Raw genomic sequence first — 19097 nt, forward strand, 5'->3', positions numbered from 1 at the left:
CGCACAGCGAAGGGCAGGCTCCTATGCGGGTCTGCCCTTTGCTGCGTCTGCGATTTCATTTCGCAGCGTGTAACTTCGTAGATCGCGGAAAATAAAGTGGTTAGTTTTCCTCAGCAATCGTTGTTTCTCCGTTGACACCGCGTTTACCTCTCCGTAATATCAAACCCATCATCCACATCCCATAAGTTCCTGCATTGCAGCCCGTTCCCGGGCGGATTGCAGGATAGCTAGCAGAACTACTTGAAGAAGCGCTCGCATTCCGGAGCGGAACCTTCGCAGTCCCGCAGCACCGCAGCACAAGTTTTTGGCTTCACTTGTTGTCGCACTGAACCTGCACGATGCCGATGCCACACCGCAAGGGTGTCCTCGGATCTCTGAAGACCAAACGCCCTCAGAGAGCGCACCGCCAGCAGGGGAGCTGATGCAAACGCATCGGTATCTCGAGCCGTAACGACCTGTACAAAAAAGACGCGCACCGAAGGACCAACGATCCCGAGGACGCACCAGCACCGTTTGTCGCGCGCTTCATTTGAGCGCCGCAGCCGCACTGTTGCACCCACGGCGTACAACGCCGGGGAGAAGCAGAACCGTATCTGTACCCGGGATTGCAGCCCGGGACAGAGTACTGACGTACTTACTTGTTTCATTTTTGTGGAGGAAGTTCCTAGTGTCCAGAATCTCAAGATTCGCATGTCCCATCGCGTTCGCTGCTGTTGTGATTTCAGCAGCCGCCCCAATGCACGCGCAGTCGTACTACGGCACGCTGAAGGGTGTTGTAAAAGACGCCACAGGTTCCGCGGTTCCGAATGCTGAAGTCACGATGACTGACGTAGGTACGAAAATCACCCGTAAGACCGTCACCAGTGGATCCGGCGAATACGTTTTCAATGCAGTGGATCCTGGAACATTCAACATCTCTGTCAGTGCAACTGGCTTTCAGGGGTACGAGCGCAAGGCCGTTGTGGTTGCAACGCAGCAGGTCGTTGCTGTCGATCTTCCTATCGCCGTCGGTTCGTCCACAACGGTTGTCGAAGTGACTGCCACGGAACCCCTCGTGGATAGTGCGACCGCGTCGAACGGCCAGGTATTCGATACGCAGAAGATGGTCGACCTGCCCAACCTGGGTCGGAATCCCTTCCTGTTGACCAAGCTGAATAACAACGTGACTGCCACGGGCGATCCGCGCTTCAATCGCTTCCAGGATCAGTCTGGTTCCTCAGCGATCTCTGTCGCCGGCGGACCAATCAACATGAATAATTACGAAGTCGACGGCGTGCCCATCACCGACTTCTCCAATCGCGCTGTGATCATCCCGTCGGTGGAAGCCGTACAGGAGATGAAGATCCAGGCGAACACGTATGACGCAGAAGCTGGGCGCACTGGCGGCGGAAACTTCAACACGCTGCTCAAGTCCGGCTCGAACACCCTGCACGGCAACCTGTACGGATCTACGCGCCAGTCGAACTGGGCAGCCAATACATGGAACAACAACTTCAATGGCACGGGGCGTCCCGTTACGACCCAGTACAGCTATGAGGGTTCCGTTGGTGGTCCCATCTGGAAGGATCGACTGTTCTTCAACGTGACGGAAGAAGGCTACCGCCAGCGTTCGCCCCTGGCTGCCGATTACTACCTTCCTACCGACCTTGAACGTAGTGGTGACTTCTCACAGACGAAAGTGAAAGACAGCGCGGGGAACATCGTTCCGCTGAATATCTACGACCCGTCCACGGCAACATCCGGCAACCGCACCGCGTATGCAGGCAACCGGCTTCCGGCACTCAACGCCGTCGCGGTGAAAGCGCTTGCTGCTCTTCCGCGTTGCGTGGGCAGCTGCATCTCGAACACCACGGTGTACGGCTCGCCGAACTTTCATCCCACGGACATTCTTGGGGACCGTGCCGACGAATTCATCGGCAAGGTGGACTTCCAGGTGCTGAAGCGCTGGCTCGCAAACGCTTCCTACATGCACTACGGCTCCAAGGAGCCCGGTGGTGATCCTCTCGGTTCCTTCGCCGGCGCCAGCAGCTCTTACCTGCTCTATCGCAAGGTGGATGCTGTCACCTTGAACAATGTAATCACACTGACTCCGACTACCGTCCTGACAGTTGGCTACGGTCAGAATCGGTTCCCGAATAACACTCTAGATTTGACGTCCAACTACAACACGGCCACCCAGCTGGGTATTCAGGGGCCGTTCGGCACCAGCGTTCAGAAGCAAGCCTTCCCTGAACTGGCGTTCTCGCAGCTGCCGCAGCTCGGTACAAATAACTCGGGTCCGCAGGTTTACTACTCGCGTCAGATTGTCGCGGGCATTGCGAAGAGCATGGGCCGTCAGTCCGTCAAACTTGGGTACGTCTTCCGCTCCATCAGCGTGGACTTCACCAACGTGTCGACCGCGAATGGTGTCTTCAACATCAGCAACACATTCACCGCGATTAATCCGACCGCAAAGAACGGTCCTGCGGGCCAGCAGACCGGTGCGGATCTTGCTGACTTCCTTCTCGGTTACCCTACTTCGGGTTCTGTGCAAACGACGTCGAAGATCGCGCTGAATGTCCGTTACCACGCCGCTTACCTTCAGGACGACATCCGAGTCAATGACAAGCTCAGCATCAATGCCGGACTACGGTATGAGTACGAGCTTGGTATTTACGAGCGGAACAACCGCTACGCTGTTGGCTTTGACCGCAACGTGAATAGCCCTCTGGCTGCATCGGCGAGCGTCGCGACAAAGGGCGGTATCGAGTTCGCCGGTGTGAACGGTTATCCGACGCACACCGGCAACAATAGTCACATCAAGTTTGCTCCGCGCGCCGGCTTCGTCTATCAGCCGCATGGCAACATGGTGGTTCGTGGTGGCTACGGTGTCTTCTACGCGCCGATCTATTACTCGGCAAGCGCATCGCTTGCTCCCGGCTACACTGCGACGACGACGTACATCGCTTCAAACAACAGTAACTACACACCTGCAAACAGTATTACCAGCCCCTATGCAACATTGCAGCCGCCGACCGGCAATTCACTGGGTCTGTCGCAGGGTATTGGTAGCTCCGTGACCACGATCGATCAATTCCGTCGCAATCCCATCGTGCAGCAGTACTCCTTCGATATCGAACAGGAGCTGCCAGGGAAGATTGCTCTGCAGATTGGCTATGTCGGATCCAAGGGCCGCAACCTTCTGCCGGGAAATGGCACCACGGCCAACATCGATCAGATCAACCCTTCCGCTATTCCTTACGGCATCGGTTCCTGCCCGGCCAATACGGGTGCCAGCCTTTCCACCTTTCTCGGATCTTCAAGCCGTAACCCATACGCTGGGAACGGCGGCTCTGGCGTCATTGGAGCGGCCAGCGTTTCCAACAGCCAGCTCTGCCGGCCCTTTCCGCAGTTCTCCTCCGTGTCCCTGCAGCAGAGCACATCGAAGTCGCTCTACAACGCGCTCAACGTCAAGGGACAGCGCGCCTTCCATCACGGCCTGACGGTCATCTCGACCTACACGTGGTCGTCGAACTGGGACGCAACCTACGGACAGGGAAGCAGCCTGAACGTCGGTGCAAACGGACCGCAGAACATCTACAACCTGAACGGCGAGTACGCTCGTGCTATCAACAACACGCCAAACCGCTTCACCTTCGGTGGCACTTACGAGCTGCCCTTCGGTCGTGGCAAGGCATTCCTCTCCGGCAGCAAGTGGCTTGATCTGGCCGTGGGCGGCTGGAGCGCGAACATGACCTTTATTGGTCAGAGTGGCGGACCGCTTCCCATCCAGCAGTTCACAAACAACAACTCCAGCCTGCTCGGCACATCGGTGCAGCGTCCAAACCTGATCCAGGGGATCAATCCCTGCACCACGGGTTCTGTACAGCAGCGCCTTGGAGTCGGTGGACGTACGCCTTACCTGAACGCTGCAGCCTTCCAGGACGTGCCCGTCGGACAGTTCGGCAATGCTCCTCGCACCATCGGCGGCTGCTCCTCGCCCGGTTATCGCAATGCGGACGTCTCGGTCTTTAAGGAGTTTCAAACCGAGCGCGTGCACTACCGGTTCCAGGCTGAAGCACTCAATGCCTTTAACACACCGCAGTTCGCACTTACCTCGAACGGCCTGAAGACCAACTCCGGCTCCTTCGGTGCAGTTTCCACCAACGCGATCAACTTCCCGCGCTTCATCTCGCTGGGTGGACGTATCTCGTTCTAATTGCTGGGCATCACCAATCGGAACGGGTGCGGCTCCGGCTGCACCCTTTTCGTTGCCACTGAAATCGTGCCTTGCGTATTTCGCATCTTCAACCGGGCGTCCGCATCTGAATAAAGACCGGCTTGATCGTAGTTCGCAGGCCGCATACACTTGTATTTGAGTTCTGAAGGAGATTCGCCCATGGCCACTGCCGTTACCACGCCCGAGGTTGTTACCGCGCCGGAGATCGTCAACGCGCCCGCCACGCAGCCGGTGAACCTGACCCCCTCCGCGCAGGCGAAGGTGAAGGAGATCATGGCGACGCAGGACCCCCTCCCCGCCGGCCTTCGTATCGGCGTCGTCGGTGGTGGCTGCTCGGGCTTCCAGTACTCGATGAGCTTTGAGAACCAGCAGGGCATGATGGACAAGGTTGTCCGCTTTGACGATCTGAAGGTCTTTGTCGACGCCACGAGCGCCATGTATCTGAACGGCTGCATCGTCGACTACGTTGAGACGCTGGAGGCGGCTGGCTTCAAGTTTGAGAATCCCCAGGTCAAGAGCACCTGCGGCTGCGGCTCATCGTTCTCCGTCTAGGACGTCCGAACTATCGACAGAAAAGGCCCGCTTCGGCGGGCCTTTTCTGTCATGTGATGTACGACGGAACGGCCTGAAAAGACCGGACCGCGCGTTTGCGACACCTTACCGGCGGCAAGCCGTCTAAAATCGTGCAGGCCCATTTCTTGTGACAGAATTCACCGTAAAACTCGCCGACGAACGCGGCCGTGTGCAGGAGCAGACGCACCCCGCGGCCACCGCGGAAGAACTGCGGGCGCGTTTCACCCAGGCCGGTTACCTGGTGTATTCGGTCAAGCCGCGCACGGCGATGGGCAGCGGCGGTCGCAACAAGAAGGTCGGCCTGCAGAACTTCCTGGTTTTCAATCAGCAGTTCGTCACACTGATCCGCGCCGGACTGCCCATTCCCGGATCGCTGGAGCTACTCGCGCGTCGTCAGCGCGACCTGAACTTCAAAGCGCAGCTCGAAAACGTCGCGGCACGCGTCAAGACTGGTGAATCCCTCTCAGGCGCCTTCGACGCGCAGGGCGGCTTTCCGCTGATCTTCACAACGACACTGCTGGCCGGCGAGCGTTCCGGAAACCTGGAAGAGGTTTTGCAGCGCTACACGGATTTCCAGCGCGTTTCGCTGACCGTGACGAAGAAGCTCAAGTCAGCGCTTGTCTACCCGGTGTTGCTGATCACGCTGGTGGTGGGTCTCTTCGTCTTCCTGATCTCGTTCGTGGTGCCGCGTTTTGCCACGCTTTACGACCAGCTCAACGCGCCGTTGCCGAAGATTACGCTGGTGCTCCTGTCCGTAGGCAATGCTGCGCAAAATTACGGACTCTACGCGATCCCATTGCTGCTACTTGGCGGGTTCCTGATCTATCGCTGGTCGAAGACCGACAAAGGTGCGAGCGCCATCGACAAGCTTCGGCTTGGTGTCCCGCTGCTTGGCGTCATCTGGCTGAAGTACCAGGTCGCACTCTTTTCGCGGACGCTCTCCACGCTGCTGACTGGCGGCCTGCCACTGGTGCCGTCACTCGAGACGGCAGCACGATCGATCTCCTCGCGCCAGGTTTCCAACGCGGTCTTCTCATCGGTCACACAGGTGCGCGAAGGTCAGCGCCTGAGCACATCGCTTGAAGGCACGCGGGTCTTCCCGGAACTGGCCATCGAGATGATCGAAGTCGGCGAATCTACCGGCGCTTTGCCGACCATGCTGAATTCTGTCGCAGGCTTCTTCGAAGAAGACGTTGAAACGTCGCTCGCCGGCGTTCTTTCGCTCATCGAGCCAACCTTGCTCATCTTCATGGGCGTCGTCGTCGCGGTCATTCTCATCTCGCTCTATCTGCCCATCCTGCAGCTCGGCGCGGGCGGCATCAACGGTTCCACTTCCGGTCAGTAGCGCCTTCCATCCAAGGTTCCAGGAGTTCAAGACATGGCCTCGCCCCTAGCCATACCCATCGCCAACCCCGAACTGAATGAGACCGAGCGCGCACAATTGATGGCGCGACGTTACCACTGTGAGTTCGTCGATCTACGCGACTTCAAAATCCAGCATGAGCTTGTAAAGTCCGTCCCGGTTGAGCTGATGTTCCGCTACAACTTCATCCCACTGGAGCAGCTTGGCGATCGTCTTGTCATTGCTGTCAGCGATCCTTCGCGCCTGATGGTCCTGGACGAGATCAGCGGTCTACTTGGCACGCGCCTGATGACGCGCGTGGCGACGCTCTCGCAGATTACTGACCTGCTCAAGAAGACCGAGCAGTCACAGCGTGTCCTCGAAGAAGCCAGCGAAGGTATGACCTTCGACGTCCTAAGTGCTGAGGACAATCCGGACGAAAACATTTCCATCGAACGGCTGACGAGCGAAGACGATATTTCGCCCATCATCCGACTTGTCGACACGACGATCTTCTCCGCGCTCGAGCGCCGTGCTTCGGACATTCACCTTGAGACCTATGACGATTCGCTGCTCGTGAAGTACCGCATCGACGGCGTGTTGCAGCAGGCCATGGCTCCCATTGCACGGGAGCATCACCAGACCATCCTCTCCCGCATCAAGGTCATGAGCGAGCTCGACATCGCCGAACGTCGCGTCCCGCAGGACGGTCGTTTCCGTGTCCGCTACAAGGGCCGCCTCATCGACTTCCGCGTCTCCATCATGCCCACCGTGCACGGCGAAAACTGCGTGCTCCGCGTGCTCGACAAAGAGTCGATGAGCGAGAAATTCAAAAAGCTCTCGCTCGATGTCGTCGGCTTCGGTGCAGAGGATCTGCGGCGCTTCCGTAAGTACATCAAGGAGCCGTACGGCATGGTGCTGGTCACGGGGCCGACCGGTTCCGGTAAGACCACCACGCTCTACGCCGCGCTGAATGAGATCAAGAGCGAAGAAGACAAGATCATCACCATTGAGGATCCCGTCGAGTACCAGATCCGCGGCATCACGCAGATCCCCGTCAACGAGAAGAAGGGCCTCACCTTCGCACGAGGTCTACGCTCCATCCTTCGTCACGATCCCGACAAGATCCTTGTCGGTGAAATCCGCGACGCAGAGACCGCGCAGATCGCCATCAACTCCGCGCTTACGGGCCATCTTGTCTTCACGACGGTGCACGCAAACAACGTCGTCGACGTTCTCGGCCGATTCCTGAACATGGGCGTCGAGCCGTACAACTTCGTGTCGGCGTTGAACTGCATCCTGGCGCAGCGGCTGGTCCGTCAGATCTGCGATTTCTGCGCGACCACGCGTACCTACAGCGACGCGGAGATGGTGGCAAACGGCCTGAACCCCGAAGAGTGGCAGGGACACCCATTCCGCGAGGGAACCGGCTGCATCGAGTGCAGTGGCACCGGTTTCCGCGGCCGTTCCGCCATCCACGAACTGCTGGAACTGGATGATGAGATCCGCGAACTGCTGCTGGTCAAGGCTCCCGGCTCCGAGATCCGCCGTAAGGCAAAGGACAAGGGAATGCTCTTCCTGCGCGACTCGGCTCTCGAGCGTGTCCGTGCCGGCATCACAACCATGCACGAGATCAACAAGGTCACATTCATTGAGAGCGGTCGGTAATTTTCCTCTGGTTCCATATAGGAACCAGCGATGAGTTCATCTGCAACTTATCACCAGGTGGGAATGTCGATTTGCTCGACAATACAGAAGTGAATGATGAACGTTGAGTGCCTCCTCAGCGAACCGATCGATTGCCGACGGCTGCGTTGTCTCGCATTCAGTGTCGCGAGTTGAGGTGGCAGATCTATACGAAGCTGATAGTAAATCTGTGATCGCTTGCTGAGTCTAGTCGCCGTTGGGAAATGGAGAAGCATGAAAATGAAGCTCTGGATTCCCTCTCTACTCGGATCGCTGATGACTGCGAGCCTCTTTGCGCAGAAGATCAGCGACCAACCCAAGGCTCCCGAATTGTCGGTGGTCAGCGCCGCCGGGCTTATGGGACCACCAGAATTTCAGGCTCTCCCGAGCAAGCCGGCTGACTTTCGATATTCCTATGGCCCGAATGCGGATCAGTTCGGGGAGTTACGCGTCCCGTCGAATACGGGTCCGCATCCCGTCGCGATCCTGATCCACGGCGGTTGCTGGAGGGCGGATTACTCCACTCTGCGCGATTTGGCTCCAATGGCCGATGCGCTCAAAGCCAAGGGGATCGCGACATGGAACATAGAGTATCGACGACTCTCACAGTCGGGCGGCGGCTGGCCGGGAACATATCTGGATGTGGGTAAGGGCGCCGATTATCTGCGCATCATCGCGGAGCGACATCGACTCGACCTCTCACGTGTCATCCTCGTAGGACATTCAGCCGGTGGGCACCTGGCCATGTGGGCGGCTTCGCGTTCCAGGCTCGCGGCCGGTAGTCCACTGCATGTCAACGATCCGCTTCCAATCCGAGGCGTGGTCAATCTTGCTGGCACGGCAGACATGGAGGCGTTTATTCCATTCGAACAGGATGCCTGTGCCGAATCGGTAGTGGAAGAACTTCTGGGCGGAAAACCCTTTGAGGTTCCGGAACACTACGAACAAGCATCTGCAATAAGGAGGTTGCCCATTGGCGTTTCGCAAATTCTCTTCTGGGGCCGGAAGGACCAGGTTGTTCCGATGTCACTGGGCGAACGCTACATAAATGCTGCGAAGGATGCCGGTGACTCTGTGCGCCTTATAGCCTTCCCAACGGTAGGGCATTTCGAGATCGCCAGTCCGTTCTCCGTGACATGGCCGACAATTGAAAGTGAGATCGCCTTGCTCCTTCAAAAGAAACCATGAGTTGGAATTCTGGGTCTGTCAAAGCTGAATCCTTGGGTGAGAATGTTCCTTCTGTGATCTCGGCGCCAGAGAACTTTGCGACGTCGATCACCGGGGGCAACTGAGGAGCACCCGTGGATGGCCCATGCGCCTTGTTCGCGAACCACGGGTTAATCTGCAAGTCGAATCCTCTGTTGGTGAATCCCAGGCCGATGCACTCGTTGACGTTTTTGGGTGCCATCCAACTGATGGGTGCTATCTCGTAGCGCCGTCGCCCGTCTCAAGCATGTAGTCTTTCAATAGCTTCAACGCATGGCATCGCTTCTCCCCAAATCGACGATTCAGGTGCGCCCGCGCATTGCGGTAGAAGTGCGCCAAGAGGGTGTGTATGCAGCCAGTGCCGGCGATGCCGCGGGCCTGTTGGCGCAGATCGCCTCTGCACCGCTGCCCTCCGGAGCGGTTGTGCCGTCGCTGCGCGTTGGCAACATTGTCGATCGGATCGCGGTTATCGCCGCACTGAAGCGGGTACTGCCTGCTGTGCAGGTCGGCAAAGGGCGCGATGTGACGTTGATCGTGCCGGATACCGCCGTTCGCGTTCTGCTGCTGGACTTTGACGAGATCCCCTCCAAAGCCGAAGATGCGCTGCCTGTGCTGCGCTTCCGGCTGGCGAAGCTGCTGCCCTTCAACCCGGAGCTGGCACAGGTGAGCTACCAGGTGATGAGCCGCCACGCCATGGTGCTGCAGGTTCTGGTCGTCGCCATACCAAATGAAGTCCTGGCAGAGTACGAATCGGTCGTACGTGAGGCTGGGTTCGAGCCGGGCGCCGTCCTGTCAAGCACCATTGCCATTGCCGCCGCAATCGACGAGGCGGGCACTTCCGCAGCGCTTGTGGTGAACGGCAGTGAGTTTGCCGTGACGACTGCAATTCTGCGCCGGGGCGAGTTGCTGCTGCACCGGACGCTCGAACTCAAGTCTCAGACCCTGGCCGAGGCAGCCGCGCTCGTTGCCCAGGAACCGGCAAACGTCGCCATGAACGCGGAGATCGCGCGGGCTTCGTTCCTCGCAACTGGCGAAGACAGCGAAGTTGCCGTGGCAGAGATGCTGCAGGAAAGCGTCCTGCGCGATCTTGACGATCCCGACCGCGCCGAGCTGGAGCTGTTGCAGTCCATCTCCGTTGCCGCGGCTTACTTTGAAGATTCGCTCGCTGTCGCGCCGGAGGAGATCCTGACCGCCGGCACACTCTCGCCCGAGGCACTCGGACCCATGCTGGCCGAGACCGGTTTGCGCGCGCGGGATGTTCTGCAGTCGACCGATCTGCTCACCACAACGTCTATTCCGCGCGGCCTGCTCGCGGGCCTTCGAGGAGCGTTGAAGAGCTAGCGTGCGCGTCTCCATCAATCTCGCAACACGGCCGTATGTTGAGCTTGACCGCCTTCTGCGGCAACTCCGCATCGCCATCGGCGTGCTCGCCGTGGTGGCCGCTGGTATGGGCATCTGGCTGCACACCATGACGGCGCGTGCTCGCGAACAGCGGAGCCAGCTTGATCGCCTAAACGCGCAGGCGGATACGCTGCAGCGCGAACGCGCCGCTAACGAAGCCCGGCTGCGCCAGCCCGTCAACGCCGCGACTCTGGGCCGAAACCATTTTCTGAACACTCTCTTCGCACGCAAGGCATTTTCGTGGACCGCCGTCCTGATGGACCTGGAAGACGTCATGCCGACCGGTGTGCAGGTGACCTCCATCGAGCCGATCATTGCGTCTACGGGCGAGGTTACGATTCGTCTGCGCGTCCTGGGCGAGCGGGAGCGGACGGTGGAATTGGTGCGCAACTTGGAGCACTCCAAGCGGTTCATCTCTCCGCGGCTTGCAGGCGAGGCGCAGCAGACGGCTAATCGCACTGGCGCGACCACGATCGGTGCGAACGGTCTGCCACAACTCGTGGCAGCTACAGGCGCTAACGGACTGCCGGCAATCTCCGGCGTTGAGTTTGAGATCGTCTCCGGCTACAACCCACTGCAGCCCCGCATGCGTGAGAAGACTGCGCCACACACGGCGCCTGCCGCGGACGCAGCAGACGATGCCCCCGCACCCAAGCGCAAGCAGAAGGTTCCGGCAACACCGCAGCTCTCGCCCACTACAGGCGGAAGGGCTGGTGCGCGATGAGATTACCTTCCGGCATCACCGTCGCCGGTGGCAGCAATGAGGCCCGGCGCGAAAGCTTGCGTAAGGCTCTGTCGGTCCTTAACCTGCACTTTGCCGCGGCCGCCGCATTGTTGCTGCTGTGCCTGTACCTTGGCGTACGACTCTTTCTGGTTAGCGGCAGCACCGGCACGCAGGGGGACGAGGCCATCGTGATTGCTCAGTCCCGCGTGGCCGCAGCGGAGCTCGCAGCGAAGCCGCTGCGCGGCGTTGACACCAAGCTGGGCGAGTCTGAGACAGAGGCCACACGCTTTTACGAGGGTCGCCTGCCGTACGCTTACTCCGACGTTGCAACGTCCATCGGCGCGATCGCCAAGGCGAGCAACGTGCGGTGGAGCCGCGCCTCTTACGTGCAGACTGTGCCGACAAACGGCGTTACGGAGCTGCGCATCGACGGCTCGGTCTCCGGGGAATACCGTAACGTTGCGGAGTTCATCAATGCCGTCGAACGTTCGAGGAGCTTTTTCCTCATTCAAAACCTTGCGCTCAGCGGCGCACAGGGTGGCCTGGTGAACCTGCAGTTGCGCATCGGTACCTACATCCGCGAGCCTATGCCAGTCTTTGCCTCCGCACAGGCCACTGCCGGGAGCCAGCCATGAGCGCCCTTAAGGCCGGTACGGAAGATCGCAAAAAACTGATCGCAGCCGGCGCCTTCGGCGTGCTGGCCATCGGCTATGTCGCGTACACCTTCCTGGGGTCAAGCGGCAGCAGCAACGATGCATCAGTTCCTGCATCGCCGGTCGTCACGACCTCTGCGCCGGTGGCAACGAACACGGTAAGCCCCGCTGCCGTTGCCACGGCCCGCATCACGCCTTCCAAGCTCGATCCAGCGCTGCACCCTGAAGGCATGCTGTTGTCGGAATCGCTCGTCTACGCGGGTCGTGGTCGCAATATCTTCGCTGCTCCCGGCACGCAGGCAGAAGCGTCTGCACCGAAGATTCCGACGCCCGCCGCAACCGCGCGCTACGTCGCGCCCGTTCCCGTGAATACCGGTCCGCCGCCACCGCCGCCCATTGACCTGCGCTTCTTTGGCACGGCGACGCGGCGAGACGGCATGCGTCAGGCTTTCCTGCTGCACGGTGAGGATGTCTTCGTCGCCAGCCCGGGCGATATCGTCAGCCGGCGGTACCGCATCGACGAGATCACCACGAATGCGACTACTGTTACCGACCTGACCAACAACAATCAGCAGCGCCTCCCGATGAGCCCGCAATGAGCACGGACCGGCAGACACCGCGGCCATCGTTGCGGCCGTCCCGTCCCGGTGAAGAGGGCTACCTCCTGCTCGGCCTTGTTGTCGTCTGCTTCCTGCTTCTGCTGGCGCTGTCCGTTGCTGCGCCGCGCGTCGCCAAGGATCTGGAGCGGGAACGAGAGCTTGAGTCGGAGCACCGCGCACTGGAGTATGTCCGCGCCATCCAGCTCTACTACAAGAAAAATGGCTCCTACCCCACGACCGTGGAGCAGTTGCTGGGCAGCAGCACCTCCGGCGCTACCGTAAGCATCGGTCCGGGCGCCAGCGTCAAGTACTTGCGCAAGAAGTATAAGGACCCCCTCACCAACGACGAATTTCGGCTGATCCACACCGGTGAAGCCAAAACGCAGGTGAAGGGCTTCTTCGGCGAGCCGCTGCAGGGCGCACCTGTCGGCAACCTTGGCTCGGTGCAGGGCATGGTGTCGAATCTGAACACAACCGCCGCAGGGACCTTCGGCGGCAGCAGCGCCACCGGCTCACCCGCGTCCAGCAGCACAGGCAGTGGCGGCTCAAGCTTCGGGTCTTCCGCCTTCAACAATTCGGGAACCGGCGCTTCAACAGGCACGGGATCGACCTCGACCGGAACCGGAACCGGAACCGGCGCGGGCACGCCGGCGGCAGGCACGACCGGCAGTGGATCCAGTACAGACGCCACGACCTTTCAGGGCAGCAAGGGCGCCTTTATGGGCGTGGGCAGCAATGCCAAAGGCTCCGGGCAGCTCGAATGGAACGGCTCCGCGAACATTGAGGAGTGGGAGTTCCTTTACGACCCTCGCGTCGAGTTGCTAAAGGCAAAAGTCAGTCTTTTCGGCGGTGCTCCTGCCGCCAGCGGCTCCGGTTCCATGGGAGCTGGCTTCGGCTCGGCGACCGGCACCGGGACGGGAACCGGTTCGACCAGCGGCTTCGGCAGCGGCAGTTCCAGCAGCTTTGGCTCATCCAGCAGCTTTGGCAGCGGCTCCCCGTCGACGCCGAGCACTGGAACTGGCACCGGCACAGGCGGAACCGGAACCACACCCACCGCCCCCACCACGCCCAACCCCTTCTAAAGCGGCCGCCATGCGCGTAGCCCCATGACGGACTCTGCGTCAAGGTCGGCCGGCGCTGGAGGCGCTGCGCCTCAAGCTCGCTCCTGGTTGGGTTGACCTGTCCTGAATCCGTTAAGCGCGCCTGCGCATCAGATACATTGACAGTAAGTCACTCACATGTGATCCTAATCATGCCTGAGCGACTGAGTCACAGCATCTGAATCGCAGGACATTGCGGTCGCGACCAAGATCGCGCCGCCGGAGGAGCAACACAACATGGGCAAGATCATCGGAATCGACCTGGGAACCACCAACAGCTGCGTGTCCGTCATGGAAGGCGGCGAGCCGAAGGTTATCGCGAACGAAGAGGGTGGCCGTACCACGCCGTCCATCGTTGCCTTCACCAAGAGCGGCGAGCGCCTCGTCGGTCAGGTCGCCAAGCGCCAGGCCATCACCAATCCTGAAAACACCATTTACTCCATCAAGCGCTTCATGGGCCGTCGCCCGAACGAAGTGAATGAAGAGATGAAGATGGTGCCGTACAAGGTCGTCACCAAGGGCGACAACGTCTACATCGACGCGCAGGGCAAGGAGTACACGCCGCCCGAGATCAGCGCGATGATTTTGCAGAAGTTGAAGAAGGCTGCGGAAGACTACCTCGGCCAGTCCGTCACGGAAGCCGTCATCACTGTCCCCGCGTACTTCAACGACTCCCAGCGTCAGGCCACGAAGGATGCCGGCAAGATCGCCGGTCTCGACGTGAAGCGTATCGTTAACGAGCCGACGGCAGCTGCGCTCGCTTACGGTCTCGACAAGAAGAAGGACGAGACCATCGTGGTCTATGACTTCGGCGGCGGTACGTTCGACGTGTCCGTGCTCGAAGTCGGCGAAGGCGTCATCGAGGTGAAGTCGACCAATGGTGATACCCACCTTGGCGGCGACAACCTGGATCAGCGCCTGGTCGAGTTCCTGATCGACGAGTTCCGCAAGCAGGAAGGTCTGGACCTGAAGGGCAAGGGCAACGAAATGGCCCTGCAGCGCCTGCGCGATGCGGCTGAGCGCGCCAAGATCGAACTCTCCACAACCATGGAGACTGAGATCAACCTGCCGTTCATCACCGCAGACGCGACCGGACCGAAGCACCTCGTCGTCAAGCTGACCCGCGCAAAGTTCGAGTCGCTCGTCGAAGATCTGCTGCAGAAGTCCATCGGACCCTGCAAGCAGGCGATGAAGGATGCCGGCATCGATGCCTCCAAGGTCGATGAAGTCGTTCTCGTCGGCGGCCAGACCCGCATGCCCCGCATGCAGGCCCTGGTCAAGGAGCTCTTCGGTAAGGATCCGCACAAGGGTGTGAACCCGGATGAAGTCGTCGCGATCGGAGCCGCGGTTCAGGGCGGCGTTCTCGGTGGCGAAGTGAAGGATCTGCTGCTGCTCGACGTGACCCCGCTGACCCTGGCCATCGAAACCATGGGCTCGGTTGCAACGGCCATGATCCCGCGCAACACGACCATCCCCACCAAGAAGACGGAGACCTTCTCCACCGCTGCGGATTCGCAGACGGAAGTGGAAGTCCACGTCATCCAGGGCGAGCGTCCGCTGGCTTCGCAGAACCGTACGCTCGGCAAGTTCAAGCTGAGTGGCATTCCTCCCGCACCGCGCGGTGTGCCGCAGATCGAGGTCACCTTTGACATCGACGCAAACGGCATCCTGAACGTGACGGCAAAGGACAACGCCACCGGCAAGGATCAGAAGATCACCATCACCAGCTCCTCGGGTCTCAGCAAGGATGAGGTCGAGCGCATGGCGAAGGAAGCCGAGGCACACGCGGGCGAGGACAAGGAGAAGCGCGAGGAGATCGAAGCGCGGAACCAGCTCGACAGCATGGTCTACAACGTCGACAAGATGTTCAAGGAGAACGGCGACAAGATCAGCGGCGACGAGCGTCAGCAGGTCGAGGAAGCTCTCAACGACGCAAAGACGACCCTGACCGGATCGCCCTCCGCGACCGAACTGAAGGCAGCCAATGAACGTCTGACCGCGGCAAGCCACAAGCTTGCTGAGGCCATGTACAAGACGGGTCAGGCCGGCGCGACCGGTGAAGCAGACGCTACTGCCGGTACGCACACCGAAGCACCGAAGGATGAGGGCGTGATCGACGCCGAGTACGTAGACGTCGACCACAAGTAAACGCGGGGAGGGGCACTAATGCGGGTGCCACCTTCGCGAAAGCTAAGGTGGAGATCGCGCGATGCGTGACCTTACGCCGAGGCCTGCAGACCCCAACAAGTGGAGCCGGGCATAGCATTATGCCCGGCCTCCTCCGCAACAAATGTTGTAGCTCGCTGGAACGAAAGTGCGAGTCGAAACGTAAGAAATCGTGTCTAAATAGATAGGAGAAACGCTGCTGCAATCAGCGGATTCTTCCTAGTCCGGCCGGGCACAACTGGCTCACCGGCATGATCACACCGCCGCTGCAATCGGCGATGCGTATCGCAATCACGACGGGGCGCTCGAGAGTCGCAAAGCGCATCGAGCGCCCTTCGTGTATCGAGACTTGTAAACAGAGCAGGGTAAGGGTCCGAAGGAGGAGAAGGCCATGAATACAGTTATCTGGAAGTGCGAACAGTACATCGCGGGCAAGCTCCACGAGAAGACGATCTTCGAGAGTGAACAGCAGGCAAGAGACTTCGCCCGCAAACTCTACGACGTCCGCCCGGACACCATCCTCCGCATCGAGCCTATGCCCATCCAGCACGTCTGGAACTAACGCGATCCTCCAAAAGTGTATTGGGTCCCGGTGAGTCACTCACCGGGACCCAATGCTTTGTAGACTGGTCTGCATGCAACGAGTCTGCTTCACCCTCAAACTCCGCGAGTCCACGCTCCCCGAATACCTGGACCGGCATAAGAACGTCTGGCCTGAGATGCAGGAGGCCCTGCGTGCCACTGGCTGGACGAACTACACCCTCTTCCTTGGGCCGGACTCCACGCTGATCGGCTACGTCGAGGTCCAAGACTTCAACGCCGCGCGCGAGGGCATGAAGGCCTTTCCAGTGAATGAACGCTGGCAGGCAGAGATGCTGCCCTTCTTCGACTCGTCCGCAAAGGCGGACGACGCGATGCAACCCCTCACGGAAGTCTTCCATCTCGACTAAAGAATGGTTCTGCGCTGAATTCGCACAGGACGCATGCTAGGGTTTTATTGTGCAGGGTTCTATCCATTACGGCATGAAGCGGCGCATTGAGTGGAGCGCGCTACTTTTGTTTGTGCTTGGGCTGTGCTCTATGGCGGCGCCGCACAAGATGGTGCATGCCACGGTTCACCACCAGCAGATGCCGTCTTCCGGTTCGGGCGGGACGCGCACCTCGCGCACGACACGACAGAATGGCCGGTCCGCTCGCGGTGGCATGACGACCGAGATGGACCACCACGGCGCTGACACGGATCGCGCCTTACGGGGCGTGCGTCCCCGTGAAGTAATCGTGGTTGCCATCAGCACATTGGGTGCGATGGTCACGCCACGCTTTTTGCTCGCGCCATCACCCGCGCGCGGATCGATCGCACCTGCAGACGATGCTGCGGTTGCAATCTCGTACGATGCACTGCCTTCCCGCGGCCGGGCTCCTCCAGCGCTGTAACCCCCTCCCCACCATCCAGAGTCAGTGCCTGTTGCGCCGTGCTTTCGCCGTGCGTATCCAGCGGTGCGACTGTCTTCCCTTCCGTGAGAGGCACAGTACTGCGGCGCGAAGACACTGGTCTGGAAACATCAGGGAAGTGAACCAGCAATGGAGTGAAGCAGATGCAGAATTTGTTAGAGGGTTACAAGAAGTTCCAGATTGAGGTTTTCCCGAAGCGCGCAAACCTGTTCAAGAGCCTGGAGAGCGGCCAAAAGCCGTCGACGCTCTTCCTGACATGCTCCGATTCGCGGATCGTGCCGGACATGATCCTTCAGAGCGATCCCGGCGAGCTCTTCATCTCGCGCAATGCCGGCAACATTGTGCCGCCCTACGGCGAGGTGAACGGTGGTGTGACCGCCACGATCGAATACGCCGTACTTGCACTGGGTGTGCAGAACATCGTGGTCTGCGGGCATTCTGACTGCGGCGCCATGAAGGCGGTTCTCAGCGGCAAGCAACACGCGCAGATGCCCACCGTCGATAAGTGGCTTCAGCACAGTGCCAGCGCCATGCAGATGGTGCCGCCCGTGAGCGACAACAGCATCGCAACCCCCAAGGAGCGCCTGCGCACCCTGACCCGTGCCAATGTGCTGACGCAGTTGCAGCACCTGCAGACGCACCCCTCCGTGGCCTACGCCACCAGCCGTGGGCAGCTACAACTGTTCGGTTGGGTCTATGAGATCCATACCGGCTCCATCGACACCTACGACGCGGAGTCCGGGCGCTTCCTGCCACTGACCGACGCCACGCTCAGGCCGTCGGTCGCACCGCCACGGCTGGAGCTTCTCGCATCGTAAGCGGTCACCTGTGTGCTGATGACTCGTGGCGATCAAGAAGGCGCGAAGATCTTCGATGATGTGAAGGCCTGTGCGGTTCCACTGAGGGAGAGTGGGCAGGGGATGCACCCTTTGCCTGCTCTCCCTCGTCTCTTTTATCTGGAGAACAGGAATGCCAGAGGGCAATGAAGTCCATCGATGGGCGGAGCGTCATACCGCCGCGTTTGCAGGCCGCAAGCTGAATGTTTTGCCGGGACCGAACCACCGCTTCAGTGACGCGCATCTGGTCGATGGAAAGAAGCTGCTGAAGGTGCATGCGGTGGGTAAGCATCTTGGCTATGAGTTTCCCGGAGAGCTTTATCTTCATGTCCATCTGGGTCGTTTCGGCGACTTTACGGAGGGTTGTGGTCCGCTGCCGGAGCCCAAGGGGCTGCTACGCGCGGTCATGCAGAGAGCGGATAGCGGCAAGGCATCGCGTTCGCAGAAGGGGCAGCCGCACAACCTGACCTGCGCGAAGGATGACGGCACGCAGCCCTTCCCCGCAGAGGATGTTGACTGGTGGGAGCTGCGTGGGCCCACGGACTGCTCTGTCTACGACGCGAAGAAGTGGCAGGCCTTGCTCGATCGTCTTGGCCCCGATCCGCTGGCCGATGAGCCGAATGGACACGACGATCCCAAGCGCGCATTCGATAAGATTCTCTCGAAAAAGAGCTCTATCGGCGAGCTGTTGATGGACCAGACGATCCTCTCCGGCATCGGAAATATCTACCGCGCGGAGCTCCTGTTCCGGCATCGCATCAACCCGTTTACGCCCGGAAACGAGATGGCGTTGAAACGTCTCAAAGAGATCTGGAAAGATTCGATTCCGCTGCTCAAGGCGGGCATGATCGATCGCCGAATCGTCTGCACGGAGCGCAAGGATCGGCCCAGCAAAAAGGCCCTGGCGGAGCGCGGCGAGGAGCACTATGTCTATCGCCGGCACGGCAAGCCCTGCTTTGTCTGCGGCGAAACGATCCTGCGCAAAGACGTCGCGGGCCGCACGCTCTACTGGTGCCCCAGGGACCAGGGAACCACGGCCGCTGAGAACGATTCCGCCCTGAGACAGGGCACCAGCCTCAGGGCCAGCCGGGCCGCAGCGAAGCGGCGGTGATCTGTTCTGCAACATCGGAACCCTGAGTG

Annotated in this window: 16 protein-coding genes; all 16 read left to right on the forward strand. The window is 60.0% G+C overall.

What is annotated here, in order from left to right:
* Positions 1-715 precede the first annotated feature (715 nt).
* The 16 genes from BLW03_RS14815 to BLW03_RS14885 all read left to right on the forward strand — a co-directional run bounded on the left by BLW03_RS14815 (position 716) and on the right by BLW03_RS14885 (position 19068).
* Positions 716-4198 carry a TonB-dependent receptor domain-containing protein gene (locus tag BLW03_RS14815; RefSeq protein ID WP_244502104.1) on the forward strand — a complete coding sequence of 1161 codons (3483 nt, stop codon included), beginning with the start codon at positions 716-718 and terminating at the stop codon, positions 4196-4198.
* A gap of 180 nt (positions 4199-4378) precedes the next feature.
* Entirely contained in the window at positions 4379-4771 is a 393-nt protein-coding gene (locus BLW03_RS14820; RefSeq protein WP_014787064.1) for a HesB/IscA family protein, read from the forward strand.
* 148 nt (positions 4772-4919) lie between these two features.
* Positions 4920-6137, forward strand: a complete 1218-nt coding sequence (locus BLW03_RS14825) for a type II secretion system F family protein (RefSeq protein WP_074654759.1) — start codon at positions 4920-4922, stop codon at positions 6135-6137.
* A gap of 33 nt (positions 6138-6170) precedes the next feature.
* Entirely contained in the window at positions 6171-7802 is a 1632-nt protein-coding gene (locus tag BLW03_RS14830) for a GspE/PulE family protein (protein WP_074654760.1), read from the forward strand.
* A 252-nt stretch (positions 7803-8054) separates the two neighbouring features.
* Positions 8055-9008 (forward strand): alpha/beta hydrolase family protein, encoded by a 954-nt coding sequence (locus BLW03_RS14835; RefSeq protein ID WP_212733204.1) that lies wholly within the window; start codon positions 8055-8057, stop codon positions 9006-9008.
* A gap of 291 nt (positions 9009-9299) precedes the next feature.
* Positions 9300-10367 carry a type IV pilus biogenesis protein PilM gene (locus tag BLW03_RS14840; protein ID WP_074654761.1) on the forward strand — a complete coding sequence of 356 codons (1068 nt, stop codon included), beginning with the start codon at positions 9300-9302 and terminating at the stop codon, positions 10365-10367.
* A gap of 1 nt (position 10368) precedes the next feature.
* Positions 10369-11151, forward strand: a complete 783-nt coding sequence (locus tag BLW03_RS14845) for a PilN domain-containing protein (RefSeq protein ID WP_074654762.1) — start codon at positions 10369-10371, stop codon at positions 11149-11151.
* Entirely contained in the window at positions 11148-11786 is a 639-nt protein-coding gene (locus tag BLW03_RS14850; RefSeq protein WP_074654763.1) for a hypothetical protein, read from the forward strand. The genes BLW03_RS14845 and BLW03_RS14850 overlap by 4 nt, the downstream gene beginning before the upstream one ends.
* The gene (locus BLW03_RS14855; protein ID WP_074654764.1) at positions 11783-12403 is read left to right on the forward strand and encodes a hypothetical protein; all 621 of its coding nucleotides are present in this window, start codon (positions 11783-11785) and stop codon (positions 12401-12403) included. Before BLW03_RS14850 ends, BLW03_RS14855 begins: the two co-directional genes overlap by 4 nt.
* A complete protein-coding gene (locus tag BLW03_RS14860; RefSeq protein ID WP_074654765.1) occupies positions 12400-13485 on the forward strand; it encodes a hypothetical protein in 1086 nt (361 codons plus the stop codon). The genes BLW03_RS14855 and BLW03_RS14860 overlap by 4 nt, the downstream gene beginning before the upstream one ends.
* A 255-nt stretch (positions 13486-13740) precedes the next feature.
* A complete protein-coding gene (gene dnaK / locus BLW03_RS14865; protein ID WP_074654766.1) occupies positions 13741-15651 on the forward strand; it encodes a molecular chaperone DnaK in 1911 nt (636 codons plus the stop codon).
* A gap of 409 nt (positions 15652-16060) precedes the next feature.
* Positions 16061-16231: a hypothetical protein gene (locus tag BLW03_RS20665; RefSeq protein ID WP_170835046.1), complete on the forward strand. Its 171-nt coding sequence runs from the start codon at positions 16061-16063 to the stop codon at positions 16229-16231.
* A gap of 73 nt (positions 16232-16304) precedes the next feature.
* Positions 16305-16619 carry an L-rhamnose mutarotase gene (locus BLW03_RS14870; protein WP_074654767.1) on the forward strand — a complete coding sequence of 105 codons (315 nt, stop codon included), beginning with the start codon at positions 16305-16307 and terminating at the stop codon, positions 16617-16619.
* 73 nt (positions 16620-16692) lie between these two features.
* The gene (locus BLW03_RS14875; RefSeq protein WP_139285220.1) at positions 16693-17103 is read left to right on the forward strand and encodes a hypothetical protein; all 411 of its coding nucleotides are present in this window, start codon (positions 16693-16695) and stop codon (positions 17101-17103) included.
* A 161-nt stretch (positions 17104-17264) separates the two neighbouring features.
* On the forward strand, positions 17265-17939 hold the full coding sequence (locus BLW03_RS14880) for a carbonic anhydrase (protein WP_083350748.1): 675 nt from the start codon (positions 17265-17267) through the stop codon (positions 17937-17939).
* 151 nt (positions 17940-18090) lie between these two features.
* Positions 18091-19068: an Fpg/Nei family DNA glycosylase gene (locus tag BLW03_RS14885; protein ID WP_074654770.1), complete on the forward strand. Its 978-nt coding sequence runs from the start codon at positions 18091-18093 to the stop codon at positions 19066-19068.
* Positions 19069-19097 lie beyond the last annotated feature (29 nt).

This window comes from Terriglobus roseus, assembly GCF_900105625.1.
In the GTDB taxonomy this organism is placed as follows: domain Bacteria; phylum Acidobacteriota; class Terriglobia; order Terriglobales; family Acidobacteriaceae; genus Terriglobus; species Terriglobus roseus_B.

Coding starts and splice junctions, on each gene's coding strand:
- BLW03_RS14820 (WP_014787064.1), top strand. CDS start 4,379: ATGGCCACTGCCGTTACCACGCCCGAGGTTGTTACCGCGCCGGAGATC.
- BLW03_RS14830 (WP_074654760.1), top strand. CDS start 6,171: ATGGCCTCGCCCCTAGCCATACCCATCGCCAACCCCGAACTGAATGAG.
- BLW03_RS14835 (WP_212733204.1), top strand. CDS start 8,055: ATGAAAATGAAGCTCTGGATTCCCTCTCTACTCGGATCGCTGATGACT.
- BLW03_RS14840 (WP_074654761.1), top strand. CDS start 9,300: ATGGCATCGCTTCTCCCCAAATCGACGATTCAGGTGCGCCCGCGCATT.
- BLW03_RS14850 (WP_074654763.1), top strand. CDS start 11,148: ATGAGATTACCTTCCGGCATCACCGTCGCCGGTGGCAGCAATGAGGCC.
- BLW03_RS14855 (WP_074654764.1), top strand. CDS start 11,783: ATGAGCGCCCTTAAGGCCGGTACGGAAGATCGCAAAAAACTGATCGCA.
- BLW03_RS14860 (WP_074654765.1), top strand. CDS start 12,400: ATGAGCACGGACCGGCAGACACCGCGGCCATCGTTGCGGCCGTCCCGT.
- dnaK (WP_074654766.1), top strand. CDS start 13,741: ATGGGCAAGATCATCGGAATCGACCTGGGAACCACCAACAGCTGCGTG.
- BLW03_RS20665 (WP_170835046.1), top strand. CDS start 16,061: ATGAATACAGTTATCTGGAAGTGCGAACAGTACATCGCGGGCAAGCTC.
- BLW03_RS14870 (WP_074654767.1), top strand. CDS start 16,305: ATGCAACGAGTCTGCTTCACCCTCAAACTCCGCGAGTCCACGCTCCCC.
- BLW03_RS14875 (WP_139285220.1), top strand. CDS start 16,693: ATGAAGCGGCGCATTGAGTGGAGCGCGCTACTTTTGTTTGTGCTTGGG.
- BLW03_RS14880 (WP_083350748.1), top strand. CDS start 17,265: ATGCAGAATTTGTTAGAGGGTTACAAGAAGTTCCAGATTGAGGTTTTC.
- BLW03_RS14885 (WP_074654770.1), top strand. CDS start 18,091: ATGCCAGAGGGCAATGAAGTCCATCGATGGGCGGAGCGTCATACCGCC.